The following is a 13,229-nucleotide window of genomic DNA, read 5'->3' as shown; positions in this document are numbered from 1 at the left end:
ACCCATGGCGTGGCTCCGCTATCGGCGCGCCAATATCTGGACTGATCGGTCTTTAAAGGAGAAGTGCCATGTCTGCCATCCAGATCATCTGCGCGGTGGCCGTTCCCTTGCTCTGGGGCTACCAGTTCGTGGCGATCAAGGCGGGCGTCACGGAGTTTCCGCCGCTCTTCTTCCTCGCACTGCGCTTCCTGGCCATCGCGCTGTTGCTTGTTCCGTTCGTCAAGAGGCCCACACGTGGGCAGGTCGGCCCGGTCGCAGCCATTTCGCTCTTCCTTGGCGGCCTGAACTTCGGGCTGTTCTATGTTGGCCTTGGGCTCGGCTCGGGAAGCATGTCGGCCGTCGCGTATCAACTCGCCACGCCCTTCACCGTCCTGTTGGCCTGGCCGCTGCTCGCGGAGAGACCGTCTGTCACCACGTCCGCCGGAGTGGTCCTTGCATGCGTCGGCGTGGTCGTGTTGGCAGCGGAGCCCGGCCCATCGGCAAACATCCTTCCCCTCCTGCTTGTGATCGGGGCGGCGTTCGCATTCGCAGTGTCAAACGTCTTGACGAAACGCTACGGCCCTTTTGATCCGTTAATGTTGATGGGGTGGTCGTCACTGCTCACGGTGCCGCAGGTCATGTTGATGTCGCTGCTCATTGAACATGGTCAAATGGCCAGCCTTGTCACGGCGGATGGACGCGGTTGGCTGGCACTCGCCTACACGATTTTCATCGGAGGAATTGTCGGATTCGGCCTTTGGTTCTGGCTGATCGCCCGTTGCTCCATGAACCGCGTCGCCCCCTTCGGTCTGCTGCTCCCGGTGTTCGCCTTGGTTTCGAGCGTGTTATTTCTTGGCGACCGCATGACCCCAAGGTTGATCATCGGTGGGCTGCTCGCGATCGCCGGCGTCGCCATGACACAAGTCAGGCCGAGCGCTCGACCAATTTGAATCCCTGTCCTGTTCAGCTGTGACGTCGGCCGCGCGACATAATCGGCCAGGATCCCTTTTCCGGGCCTTGGCATCGATTCCGCCGCGTGCTTCGCTGGCGGGCCTGACGGGAGCGTGACGAGGTGGGGGATGGCCGGGCGTGACCAGCTCGACGGCGTCGATCTGAAGATCTTATCCGAGCTGCAGCAGGACGGGCGGGTTCGCAACAACGAGCTTGCGCTGCGCGTCGGCGTGTCCGCGCCGAACTGCCTGCGGCGGCTGAAGTCGTTGTTCAGCCGTGGCGTGATCCGGGCGGTGCGGGCCGTGATCGACGAGCGGCGGCTCGGCTATGAGGTTGTATCGTTCGTCTCGATCCAGCTTGGCAGTCAGGCACAGCCAGTGCTGGAGGCGTTCGAGAGCTCGATCGCCGCGATCCCGCGCATCCAGCAGTGCTGGCGGATTTCGGGCGACACCGATTATCTCCTCAAATGCGTGGCGCCGAGCGTCGAGAGCATGCGCCAGCAGCTCCTGCATTTCGCGGCGATGCCTGACGTGAAGAACGTCCGGAGCTTCCCGGTGCTTGGCGTCGCAAAGGACGTGCCGCTGCCGTTGCAGGAGGTCGTCGCGGCGACTGCAGGATAGGGGATCCGAACACTCCCCGGCGTCGAAATGTCGATAATCCGAATTCCGATGCGTGAGTAAGTCACGTAACTGTGACATGAGAACCGGGAAGCCCTGCGATGCGCGAGCCGTGATTGCCGGTTCCCCTGTGCCGCCTAGATGCGAGGCGCGGACCTCAGCGTGTTGGCATGCCGAGGCCTCCCCTTTGTGGGACCCTGAAGCAGGAAAGACACCATGACATCTATCTCGAAGACGTTCGTTGCATCCGCTGCGACGCTGTTTGCATCTGCGTTTCTCATGATGGCCGCGCCCGCCGCGCAGGCCGAGGACTACTGCATCACCAATGGTGCACAGGCCGCCCACGGTTGCGGCTATCCGACGATGGAGGCCTGCCGCGCCGCGGCCGACGGCATCGGCGGCATGTGTGCGCAGAGCGGTGGAGCGAAGACACCGAATGACGCATTGGCCTATCAGCCCAAGCGGTCGCAATCGCGCAAGCTTCGGCCGGGCGGGCAGACCAACTCGAACTGACGTTGCAATCCGGACCGGCTTGGAGACGTTGCGGACTCCGGGATCCGTCTCCGGGGCCGCCCCCCGTCCATGATGGACTCACAAGGTCGCGCTGGCTCGCGCCTCACCGGTAACGGCCGCGAAACTCGCGCGGGCTTGTGCCGGTCCAGCCGCGGAACGCGCGCGAGAAGCTCTTTTCGTTGCGGAAGCCGGCGATCTCCGCGATCCGCTTGATCGGGGTGCGGCCGCGCATCAGCTCCTGCTTGGCGAGCTCGAACTTCGCCTCTTCCTTGAGATCGCGCAGCGAGGTCGCCTCCTCGCGCAGGCGCCGATGCATCGTGCGGGTGGACAGCGCCAGCTCGCGCGCGACGTCCTCGGCGCCGAGCGCGCGTCCGCGCGCATGGCGAAGCACGCGGCGCACGCGCTCGACCAGCAGCCGGTCGCGCCGGTAGGGAAGCACGGTCAGCCGCAACGCGCCCTTGAGCATGTTGTCGAGATCGGCCGCGCTGCGCGTCAGCGGCAGCGAAAGATAGTGCTTGTCGAAGACGATGGCCGAGCGGTCCGCATCGAAGCGGACGGTCCGGCAAAAGATGGTCGGATAGACCGAGACGTGGCCGGGCTCGGGGTAAGGGAATTCAGCTGCGCGGAGCGCGATCCTGGAATCAACGGCCCAACAGGAGAAGCCGAGCACGTAGCGGAACAGGGTGACCAGGCAGAACTCGCGGAAAGTCCCGAGATCGCGCAACTCACTGATCGACACGATTGCGGTCTCCTCGCCAACCTCGAGGTCGAGCAGCACGTCCTCGGTGACCAGACGGTGATGCCGGCACCAGCGCCTGAGCGCGACCTCCAGCGTCGGAGCGGTGATGGAGGCCCGGCACAGCATGCCGTAGGTGCCCCAAGGCAGCCGCCGCGAGAACCAGCCGAGCGCCTCGTCGTCGAGCTCGCGCATGGCATGGCCCGCCAGGGCCTCGAACTGGGCGGCGGTGACCCGCCCATCCGGAGAATTGAGGAAGTCCGGCGCGACCTGGCCACGGCTCAATGCCTCCGCGGGATCGCGGCCGTATCGCTCATAGGCTGCCACCACACCGCGGACGAAGGCGGCAGGGGTGACGGCGCGGCGCGGGATTGCTGTGGCGGCTTGAAAAGGCATCGGAAATCCCTCCGGAAAATCCTCGCCAAGTTTGGCGGAAAATGCAACCTTTTCGACTGCAAGAGGCCCGGGACCCCGCTAGGTTCGGACCCCAAAATACGGAGGAAATCGCCTTGAACATCCCGAGCATCGATTTCGATCTGGGCGAAGACATCAGCCTGCTGCGCGACACGCTTCGCGCCTTCGTGGAGGCGGAGATCACCCCGCGTGCCGCCGAGATTGAGAAGGCAAACCTGTTTCCGGCGGACCTCTGGAAGCGCTTTGGCGACCTCGGCCTGCTCGGCATGACCGCCCCGGAGCAATATGGCGGCTCCAGCATGGGCTATCTCGCCCACATCGTCGCCATGGAGGAGATCTCGCGCGGCTCGGCGGCGGTGGGCCTGTCCTACGGCGCCCATTCAAACCTGTGCGTCAACCAGATCCGCCGCAACGGCAACGACGCGCAACGGCAGCGCTATCTGCCGAAGCTGATCTCGGGCGAATATGTCGGCGCGCTCGCGATGTCCGAGCCGGGAGCCGGATCCGACGTCGTCTCGATGAAGCTGCGCGCCGACAAGCGCGGCGACCGCTACGTGCTCAACGGTTCCAAGATGTGGATCACAAATGGCGGCGACGCCGACGTGCTGGTCGTCTATGCCAAGACCGATCCGGAGGCCGGCCCGCGCGGCATGACCGCCTTCCTGATCGAGAAGGGTTTCAAGGGCTTCACCCACGGCCAGCATCTCGACAAGCTCGGCATGCGTGGCTCCAACACCTATCCGCTGTTCTTCGACGAGTGCGAGGTGCCGGAGGAGAACGTGCTCGGCAAGGTGGGCGAGGGCGTCAAGGTGCTGATGTCCGGCCTGGACTATGAGCGCGCCGTGCTCTCGGGCGGCCCGCTCGGGATCATGGCGGCCTGCATGGACGCGGTGGTACCCTACATGCACGAGCGCAAGCAGTTCGGCCAGCCGATCGGCGATTTCCAGCTCATGCAGGGCAAGCTCGCCGACATGTATTCGACCTGGCAGGCCACGCGAGCCTATGTCTACGCCGTGGGGCGCGCCTGCGACCGCGCCGACCACGCGCGCAGCTTGCGCAAGGACGCGGCCGCCGCGATCCTCTATTCCGCGGAGAAGGCGACGTGGATGGCGGGCGAGGCGATCCAGGCGCTCGGCGGCGTCGGCTATACCAGCGAATTCCCTGTGGGGCGTTTGTGGCGCGACGCCAAGCTCTACGAAATCGGCGCCGGCACCTCCGAGGTTCGCCGCATGCTGATCGGCCGCGAGCTCATGGCCGAGACGGCCTAAACGTTCACCTCATTGGAATCACCATGCCGCTCCATTCCAGCATCGATGTTTCTTCATCAGACTATGCGCGCAATTCCGAGGCGATGCGCGCGCTCGTCGCCGACTTGCGCGAGAAGCTGAGCCAGGTCGCGGGCGGCGGAGGCGAGGTCTCGCGCAATCGCCACACCGCGCGTGGCAAGATGCTGGCGCGCCAGCGCGTCGACCTGCTGGTCGACCCCGGCACCTCGTTCCTGGAACTGTCGCCGCTTGCGGCCTATGGCCTTTATGGCGGTGACGTGCATTCGGCGAGCGTCGTCACCGGGGTCGGGCGCATCTCGGGCCGGGAATGCGTGATCGTCGCCAACGACGCCACCATCAAGGGCGGCACCTATTATCCAATGACGGTGAAGAAGCATCTGCGCGCGCAGGACATCGCGCGACAGAACAATCTTCCCTGCGTCTACATGGTCGATTCCGGCGGCGCCTTCTTGCCGCTGCAGGACGAGATTTTCCCGGACGAGCGGCATTTCGGCCGCATCTTCTACAACCAGGCGCAGATGTCCTCACAGGGCATTCCGCAGGTCGCGATCGTGATGGGCTCCTGCACGGCAGGCGGCGCCTATGTGCCGGCGATGTCGGACGAGAGCATCATCGTGCGCAACCAGGGCACTATCTTCCTCGGTGGCCCGCCGCTGGTGAAGGCAGCGACCGGCGAGGTCGTCAGCGCCGAGGAGCTCGGCGGCGCCGACGTGCACTCGCGCCAGTCCGGCGTGACCGATCACTATGCCCAGAACGATGCCCATGCGATCGGCATCGCGCGGCGCATCGTCGGCACGCTGAAGCCGTCGGCACGGCCGAACCTCAACATGCATCCGCCGCGCGATCCGCTGTTTGCGGCGGAGGAGATCTACGGCGTGGTGCCGGTCGACGGCCGCAAGCCGTTCGACGTGCGCGACATCATCGCGCGTGTGGTGGATGGCTCCGAGTTCGACGAATTCAAGAAGCTCTACGGCACGACGCTGGTCTGCGGCTTCGCCCATATCTGGGGTTATCCGGTCGGCATCATCGCCAACAACGGCATTCTCTTCAGCGAAAGCTCGCTGAAGGGCGCGCATTTCATCGAGCTGTGCTGCCAGCGCGGCATTCCCCTTGTGTTCCTGCAGAACATCACGGGCTTCATGGTCGGAAAGAAATACGAGGCCGGCGGTATCGCGCGCGACGGCGCCAAGCTGGTGACGGCGGTCGCGACCGCCTCGGTGCCGAAATTCACCGTCGTGATCGGCGGCTCCTATGGCGCCGGCAATTACGGCATGTGCGGCCGCGCCTACTCGCCGCGTTTCCTCTGGATGTGGCCGAACGCGCGCATCTCGGTGATGGGCGGCGAGCAGGCCTCGATGGTGCTGAGCCAGGTACGGCGCGACAACATCGAGGCCAAGGGCGAGAGCTGGTCGAAGGAAGAGGAAGACAAGTTCCGCGAGCCCATTCGCGCGCAATATGAGAGCCAGGGGCATCCCTACTACGCGACCGCGCGCCTGTGGGACGACGGTGTGATCGACCCGGCCGACACGCGCCTCGTGCTCGGCCTCGGCCTCTCGGCGGCGTCGAATGCGCCGATCGAGCCGACGAAATTCGGCCTGTTCAGGATGTGATGCGATGGACCGCTCAAAGCTCTACCGGCGTTTTCGCACGCTCCTGATCGCCAACCGCGGCGAGATCGCCTGCCGGGTCATCAGCACCGCGCGCGCCATGGGCCTGCGCACGGTCGCGGTCTATTCCGAGGCCGACCGCGACGCGATGCATGTCGCGCTGGCGGACGAAGCCGTGCTGTTGGGGCCCGCGCGGGCCCGCGACAGTTATCTCAATGTCGAGCGGCTGATCGAAGCGGCGCGCAAGACCGGTGCCGAGGCCGTGCATCCCGGCTATGGGTTCCTGTCGGAGAATGCCCAATTCGCGCAGGCTTGCTATGACGCCGGCCTCGTCTTCATCGGCCCGACCGCCGACATGATGAATGCCATGGGCTCGAAGTCCGGCTCCAAGGCGCTGATGGAGAAGGCCGGCGTGCCGCTGGTGCCCGGCTATCACGGCGAGGCCCAGGACGAGGCGACGCTTTCGAAGGCCGCGGACAGGATCGGCTTCCCCATCCTGGTGAAGGCCTCGGCCGGCGGCGGCGGGCGCGGCATGCGCATCGTACGCTCGGCGGCCGAGCTTGGGCCCGCGATCGTCAGCGCCAAGCGCGAGGCCAAGGCGGCATTCGGCGACGACCGCATGCTGATCGAAAAATATGTCGACAATCCCCGCCACATCGAGGTCCAGGTGATCGGGGACAGCCACGGCAACCTGCTTTCGCTGTTCGAGCGTGAGTGCACCTTGCAGCGCCGGCACCAGAAGGTGATCGAGGAGGCGCCGTCACCGACGCTGAACGCCGCCCAGCGCGAGACCGTCTGCGCCGCCGCACGAAAGGCGGCGGGTGCCGTCAACTATGTCGGCGCCGGCACGATCGAGTTCGTCTCCGACGGCAAGGACGTGTTCTTCATCGAGATGAACACGCGCCTCCAGGTCGAGCATCCCGTGACCGAGCTGATCACGGGCATCGACCTCGTCGAATGGCAGCTGCGTGTCGCCTTCGGCGAGGCGCTGCCGCTGAAGCAGGACGAGATCCGGCTCAACGGCCATGCGGTGGAGGCGCGCGTCTACGCCGAGAACCCGACCAAGAACTTCATGCCGTCGGTGGGCAGGATATCGACCTGGCGGCTGCCGGCGGAAACCGGGGGCTTGCGCATCGACGCCGGCTATCGCGAAGGCGACAGCGTGTCGCCTTACTACGACGCCATGCTGGCCAAGATGATCGCCTGGGCGCCGACGCGGGATGTCGCGATCGAGCGGCTCAATCGCGGGCTGGAAGAGTCCGACGTCCGCGGCATCGTGACGAACATCCCGTTCCTGTCGGCGCTGATGACGCATCCCAAGGTGCGCATGAATGCGATCGACACCGGCTTCATCGAGCGTGAGCTTGCGGTTCTGACACAGGCCGCGCCGGCACCCGGCGAGCTCGAGCTTTGCGCCGCGGTGGCGTCGATCCTCAATGACGAGCAACAGGCGGCCGGTGCGCAGGCAAATTCGCCCTGGCAGACCTTCGGCTGGCAGCCGGTCGGCCGCCGCCAGCGCAGCTTTGCCTTCCGCGTCGGTCACGGACCGGAGCAGAAGATCACGCTGAATTACGGCAGTGGGCCCTCGACGCTGGTGATCGGCGAGCGCGAATTGGCGTTCGCGATCGCGGCGAGGGAGGGCGGCTTCGACCTGACACTCGACGGCGTCAAATCGTCCGTCGCGGCCGTGATCGACGGCCATGAGCTTTACTTGCGCACGCGCAACGGCCGCTTCGACCTGCACTGGGTCGATCCGTTCGGCGGCGAGAGCGAGGAGCAGACCGGGGAGGACAAGATTGCGGCGCCCTTGCCAGGCACCGTCGTCGCCGTGCTGGCCGAGGAAGGAGCGAAGCTCGACAAGGGCGCCCCGATCCTGACCCTGGAAGTGATGAAGATGGAGCAGACGCTGCGCGCGCCCTATGCCGGGGTATTGAAGTCCATCAAATGCAAGGTCGGCGACATCGTGCAGGAGGGCGTCGAGCTCGCCGTGGTCGAACCGTCCGGAGAGTGACATGAGCGATCCCGTCCGCATCATTGAAATGGGGCCGCGCGACGGCCTCCAGAACGAGAAGACGCCGGTCAGCGTCGAGGGCCGCATTGCTTTCGTCGAGGCGCTGGTCGCGGCCGGTCTCGATACGGTCGAGGTCGGCGCCTTCGTGTCGCCCAAGGCGATTCCGCAGATGGCAAGCTCGGACGCCGTGCTGCGCGGCGTCAACCACGTGCAGGGCGCCGAGTTCCACGTGCTGGTGCCGAACGAGAAGGGCTATGATGCCGCGCGCGCGGCCGGCGCGAAAGTCGTCTCGGTGTTCGCGGCGGCTTCCGAAGGCTTCTCGCGCGCCAACATCAACTGCACGGTCGCGGAGTCCATCGAGCGGTTCAAGCCGGTGCTGGCGCGCGCCAGGGCCGACGGCGTCAGGGTGCGCGGGTATATCTCCTGCGTGCTCGGCTGCCCGTTCGACGGCGAGATCAAGCCGAAGGCGGTGGCCGATCTCGCCAGCACGCTGTTCGATCTCGGCTGCTACGAGATCTCGCTGGGGGACACTATCGGGGTCGGCACGCCTGATAAGGCCAAGGAGATGCTGCGTGCGGTTGCGGCCAACATTCCCGCAGCCAAGCTCGCGATGCATTTCCACGACACTTACGGCCAGGCGCTCGCCAACCTCTATGCAGGGATGGAAGAGGGCGTCCGCGTCATCGATAGCGCTGCGGGAGGCCTCGGCGGCTGCCCCTACGCTCCGGGCGCGACCGGTAATGTCGCGACCGAGGACGTCGTCTACATGCTCGAAGGCATGGGCATCAGGACCGGCGTCGATATGGACAAGCTCCTGGCGGCCACCAACGCGATGAGCGGCGTGCTGGGCAAGCCGCCCGTGAGCCGCGTGGCGTCCGCGCTGAACGCCAAGCGGAAGCGGGCGGCTTCCTAGTCCTCCGTCATTGCGAGCGCAGCGAAGCAATCCAGAATCTCTCCGAGGTAGCAGCCTGGATTGCTTCGTCGCTTCGCTCCTCGCAATGACAACGGAGACGGTCAGGCCGCCTTCAGGCCGACATCCGGCAGACGCGGACGGTTCTTCAGCGCCTTGGCCATCATGGCCTCGACCTCGGCCTTTTCCTGCGGCAGCAGTGCCAAGCGGGGCGGGCGGGTCAGTGCGGTGCCGCGGCCCATGATGTGCTCGCAGAGCTTGATGCACTGGACCAGGTCCGGCCGTGCGTCGAGATGCAAGAGCGGCATGAACCATTCGTAGAGCGGCATCGCCTCAGGGAAGCGTCCTGCCTTGGCGAGGCGGAACAGTGTCTCGCCCTCGCGCGGGAAGGCGTTCGACATGCCGGAGACCCAGCCCACCGCGCCCATGGCGACGCTTTCGACGATGACGTCGTCGAGGCCTGCGAAAAGCACGAAGCGGTCACCGACCATGTTGCGGGTGTCGATGAAGCGCCGGGTGTCGCCGGAGGAGTCCTTGAAGCAGACGACGGTCTCGACGTCGGCGAGCGAGGCAAGGATGTCCGGGGTGACGTCGTTCTTGTAGATCGGCGGATTGTTGTAGAGCATCACCGGCAGGTCGGTTGCCGAGGCGACGGCGCGGAAATGCGCGGCCGTCTCGTGCGGCTTGGAGGAATAGACCAGCGCCGGCATCACCATGACACCGTCGATGCCGATGCGCGCGGCTTCCTTCGCGGTCTCGACCGCAAAGGCCGTGGTGAATTCGGCGATGCCGCACAGCACGGGCACCCGGCCGGCCGCGACCGACTTCGCGGTCTCCATGATCGCGATCTTTTCCTTGCGTTCGAGCGAGGTGTTCTCGCCGACCGAGCCGCAGACGATCAGACCCGAAACGCCGTCGCGGATCAGCCCGTCCATGACCTTCGCGGTCGCATCGATATTGAGCGACAGGTCGTCGTTGAATTGCGTGGTGACGGCCGGGAAGACGCCTTCCCAGGAGATGCGTGGGCTCATTGCTTGGCTCCGATTGGAATTGTGCCGGCGGATCGTTCGATCCGCCGGGCATTGACGTGAGGACGATGGTTGGGATCAGAGCGTCGCGCCGACCTTGCGCAGCTCGGCGAGGACGGGGGCTTTGGGCAGCCAGATCTTGTCGAACTCGGCGACGACGGCCTCGGTGTCCTTGGCGTCGACCTGGCGGATCGGGATCGGCGCGTTCTTGAAGTTCTCGATCAGCGCGGGTTCGTTGCCGGCGAGCTCGTCGATCTGCGTGTCCAGCGTGGACTTGATGGTCTTGGTGATCAGTTCGCGATCGGCTGCAGGCAGCGATTGCCAGATCCGACCCGAGACGACGGCTGCCATCGGCATGAAGACGGCGTTCATCTGCAGGATGACCTTGGACACCTTGTCGAAGCGCTGATTCCAGGAGAATTCGAGATCGGCCTCCAGGCCGTCGACCTGGCCGTTCGCCATTGCGTCGAACACCTGCGGCGTCGGGATCGGGGTTGGAGCTGCGCCAAGCGAAGAATAGAAGTCGCGATAGACCGGCGTCGGGTTGATGCGCAGCTTCATGCCCTTGATGTCGGCTAGCGAGTGCAGATCCCTGGACGAGAACACCGCGCGCATACCGGTGATGCCCCAACCGAGCCCGATGGTGCCGGTCTCCTGCGGCAGCACGTCGAACAGCTTGACCGCCGCCGGATGCCGCACGAACTTCGCCACCGCCGGCGTCGAGCGGACGATGTAAGGTGCGTTGATCGCGGCGATGTGCGGCACGCGCGAGCCGAGCTCGGCGGCCTGGATAAAGCCCATGTCGAGCGCTCCGGACTGCAATTGCTGCATCATCGCGGGCTCGTTGCCGAGCTGGCCGGAGTGGAACACGGTCAATGTCAGGCGACCGTTGGTGGCGGCCTTGAGATCTTCGCCGAATTTGAGCGCAGCCTTGTTCCAGGAATGACCGTTCGGTGTGATCAGGCCGAGGCGGAATTCCTTGGCCTGGGCGAGCGCCAGCGACGGCGCGAACACCGATGCGGCGGCGCTGGCGGCGAGAAAGCGGCGGCGAGAAAGCGACATGGTCGGGCTCCTTATTGGATGGCCTATTTGACGAGGATCAGCGAGAGCGACGGATAGAGCGAGAGCAGCACGAGGAGGACGCAGGAGATGACGAAGAAGGGCAGCGTCACCATGAACATCTTGCCGGGCTTGGCGCCCGTGACGGCGGCCGCGACGAAGAAGCAGAGCCCGACAGGGGGCGACAGCAGGCCGAGCACCAGGTTGATCACCACCACGACGCCGAAATGCCTGGGATCGATGTGATAGACCTCGGTCGCAACCGGCAGCAGGATCGGCACCGTCATGATCAGGCCGGGAATGCCGTCGATCACCGTGCCGATCAGCAGCAGGATGACGTTGCAGATCAGCATGAAGCTGACCGGATCCTTGGCGACCGTCTGGATCCAGGCGGCGGTCTCCTGTGGAACCTTGCCGAAGATCAGGACCCAGGAGAACACGGCCGCGGCCGCCACCAGGAACAGCACGATCGCCGAATAGATCGCGCTGCGCAGCATCATCTGCGGCAGCTGGGAGAACTCGAACTCCCTGGTCCAGAACTTTCCGACCAGCGCGGCGGCGACCGCGCCGACGGCCGCGGATTCGGTCGCGTTGGCGAGGCCGCCGAGAATGGTGCCGACGATGACGATTGGGATCAGCAGCGTCGGCGAGGTCCGCAGGATCGTCATGATCCGCTGGCGCGGCGTCTGATAGTCCGCGCGCGGATAGTTGTAGACATAGCCCATCAGCGCGATGACGAGGCAGAACATCACCGTGAGAATGACGCCGGGCACGATGCCGGCAATCAGCATGTCGCTGACCGAAACCTGCGCCAGCACGCTGTAGACGACGAACATCACCGACGGCGGGATGATCGGGCCGAGCATGCCGCCATAGGCGGTCAGTCCGGCTGCGAAGGTCTTGTCGTAGCCCTTCTTCTCCATCTCCGGCACCATGATCTGGGCCATGATGGCGACCTGCGCCGTCGCAGATCCCAGGATGGAGGAGATGAACATGTTGGCGAGGATGTTGACGTAGGCGAGCCCGCCCTTGAGCGAGCCGACGAAGGCCATCGCCATGTCGACGATGCGCCGTGTGATGCCGCCGCCGTTCATGATCTCGCCGATCAGGATGAAGAGCGGGATGGCGATCAGGCCATAGCTGTCGACGCCGCCGAACAGCTGGAGCGGATAGGACTGGAACAGCACGGGATTGCCGGACGCGGCGATATAGACGAGGCCGGCGAGGCACAGGCAGAGGCCGATCGGCACGCCGACCAGCATGAACGTCATGAAGGCCGCTGACGTGATCATCAGTTGACCCCGTCCAGCTCGGACAGCTGGAAACCTCTTGGCGACGTGCGCGGGACCAGCTCGAGATCTTCCAGCAGATTGGCGAGGCCGTGAATGGTCATCGACATCGCGAAGATCGGCAGCGTCAGATAGAGCACCCATGTCGGCCAGTTCAGCGTCTGGGTGCGCTCGGTGTAGAGGAAGTTGAAGGTTTCCGCCGCGAGCTTGCGCCCGTCGAAGCCGGCGCGGGCGAGCCCGATCGGGTCCATCCAGAGCACGCAGGTCACGATCAGGGCGACGCCGAACACGACGACGAGGCCGGTCGAAATTACCTTGGCGAGCTTCTGATGTTGCGCCGACAGGCGCTCCGTCAGCATGGTGACCGCGAAATCGAGCCGCAGCCGCGTCATCGCGGAGGCGCCGATGAAGGTCAGCCAGACCACGCAATAGACCGCGGATTCATCGATCCAGTAGATCGGGAAATGCGAGTAGCGGGTGACGACGTTCACCAGGATCAATCCGGTGAGCAGGTACATCAGCCCCATCAGCGCCAGGCGCTCGCCCGCGAGCAGGGCGCCCGACATACGAACGACCATGCGTCGGACGCTGAATGCACGCGTGGCCGGCATCGTCTGCTCGATCATGAAAGAGGACCCAACCCCGAAGATTTGGCGTGCGATTACCAAATGTATAATTTATACATTTTGGGAGTCAAACGGAGTTTGCGGTCAATTCGGCGGCAGGACGCGCTTTTGCTGGGCACCCGGTTTTTGTGCGCACTCGGCTTTTGCCGGGCGCTTCACCATGCAAGAGAGAGACCGCTTCGGCCGGATGAGTCGGGAAGGGA

12 protein-coding genes are annotated in these 13,229 nt (G+C 65.0%); 7 read left to right on the top strand and 5 right to left on the bottom strand.

Annotated features, from left to right (window positions below; genetic code table 11):
* Window positions 1-68: 68 nt before the first annotated feature.
* From ACYCVF_RS12295 to ACYCVF_RS12285, 3 genes are all read left to right on the top strand, one after another.
* Complete coding sequence (locus ACYCVF_RS12295; protein WP_459606426.1) at window positions 69-929, top strand: DMT family transporter; 861 nt, start codon at window positions 69-71, stop codon at window positions 927-929.
* 129 nt (window positions 930-1,058) lie between these two features.
* The gene (locus ACYCVF_RS12290) at window positions 1,059-1,550 is read left to right on the top strand and encodes an Lrp/AsnC family transcriptional regulator (RefSeq protein ID WP_459595781.1); all 492 of its coding nucleotides are present in this window, start codon (window positions 1,059-1,061) and stop codon (window positions 1,548-1,550) included.
* Between the two features lie 213 nt (window positions 1,551-1,763).
* Window positions 1,764-2,060 (top strand): DUF3551 domain-containing protein, encoded by a 297-nt coding sequence (locus ACYCVF_RS12285; protein ID WP_459595780.1) that lies wholly within the window; start codon window positions 1,764-1,766, stop codon window positions 2,058-2,060.
* A gap of 103 nt (window positions 2,061-2,163) precedes the next feature.
* Here the strand turns inward: ACYCVF_RS12285 and ACYCVF_RS12280 are convergent, their stop codons facing one another.
* Window positions 2,164-3,192, bottom strand: a complete 1,029-nt coding sequence (locus tag ACYCVF_RS12280) for an AraC family transcriptional regulator (protein WP_459595779.1) — start codon at window positions 3,190-3,192, stop codon at window positions 2,164-2,166.
* 113 nt (window positions 3,193-3,305) lie between these two features.
* Between ACYCVF_RS12280 and ACYCVF_RS12275 the strand changes: the two genes are divergently transcribed.
* The 4 genes from ACYCVF_RS12275 to ACYCVF_RS12260 are packed head-to-tail and all read left to right on the top strand — an operon-like array spanning window position 3,306 to window position 9,027.
* Window positions 3,306-4,478 carry an isovaleryl-CoA dehydrogenase gene (locus ACYCVF_RS12275; RefSeq protein ID WP_459595778.1) on the top strand — a complete coding sequence of 391 codons (1,173 nt, stop codon included), beginning with the start codon at window positions 3,306-3,308 and terminating at the stop codon, window positions 4,476-4,478.
* A 23-nt stretch (window positions 4,479-4,501) separates the two neighbouring features.
* Window positions 4,502-6,106 carry a carboxyl transferase domain-containing protein gene (locus ACYCVF_RS12270; RefSeq protein WP_459595777.1) on the top strand — a complete coding sequence of 535 codons (1,605 nt, stop codon included), beginning with the start codon at window positions 4,502-4,504 and terminating at the stop codon, window positions 6,104-6,106.
* A 4-nt stretch (window positions 6,107-6,110) separates the two neighbouring features.
* Window positions 6,111-8,114: an acetyl/propionyl/methylcrotonyl-CoA carboxylase subunit alpha gene (locus ACYCVF_RS12265; protein ID WP_459595776.1), complete on the top strand. Its 2,004-nt coding sequence runs from the start codon at window positions 6,111-6,113 to the stop codon at window positions 8,112-8,114.
* 1 nt (window position 8,115) lies between these two features.
* Window positions 8,116-9,027 (top strand): hydroxymethylglutaryl-CoA lyase, encoded by a 912-nt coding sequence (locus tag ACYCVF_RS12260; RefSeq protein WP_459595775.1) that lies wholly within the window; start codon window positions 8,116-8,118, stop codon window positions 9,025-9,027.
* A gap of 101 nt (window positions 9,028-9,128) precedes the next feature.
* Here ACYCVF_RS12260 and ACYCVF_RS12255 read toward each other — a convergent pair whose 3' ends face one another.
* The 4 genes from ACYCVF_RS12255 to ACYCVF_RS12240 form a co-directional block, all read right to left on the bottom strand.
* On the bottom strand, window positions 9,129-10,055 hold the full coding sequence (locus ACYCVF_RS12255; RefSeq protein ID WP_459595774.1) for a dihydrodipicolinate synthase family protein: 927 nt from the start codon (window positions 10,053-10,055) through the stop codon (window positions 9,129-9,131).
* A gap of 75 nt (window positions 10,056-10,130) precedes the next feature.
* A complete protein-coding gene (locus ACYCVF_RS12250; protein ID WP_459595773.1) occupies window positions 10,131-11,114 on the bottom strand; it encodes a TRAP transporter substrate-binding protein in 984 nt (327 codons plus the stop codon).
* 23 nt (window positions 11,115-11,137) lie between these two features.
* Window positions 11,138-12,403 (bottom strand): TRAP transporter large permease, encoded by a 1,266-nt coding sequence (locus ACYCVF_RS12245; RefSeq protein ID WP_459595772.1) that lies wholly within the window; start codon window positions 12,401-12,403, stop codon window positions 11,138-11,140.
* Window positions 12,403-13,011, bottom strand: a complete 609-nt coding sequence (locus ACYCVF_RS12240) for a TRAP transporter small permease (protein WP_459596455.1) — start codon at window positions 13,009-13,011, stop codon at window positions 12,403-12,405. Before ACYCVF_RS12240 ends, ACYCVF_RS12245 begins: the two co-directional genes overlap by 1 nt.
* Window positions 13,012-13,229 lie beyond the last annotated feature (218 nt).

The sequence above is a fragment of the Bradyrhizobium cedriense genome, assembly GCF_054602315.1.
The sequence above is the reverse complement of the archived record's forward strand: the minus strand, read 5'-3'. Positions and strand labels throughout refer to the sequence as shown.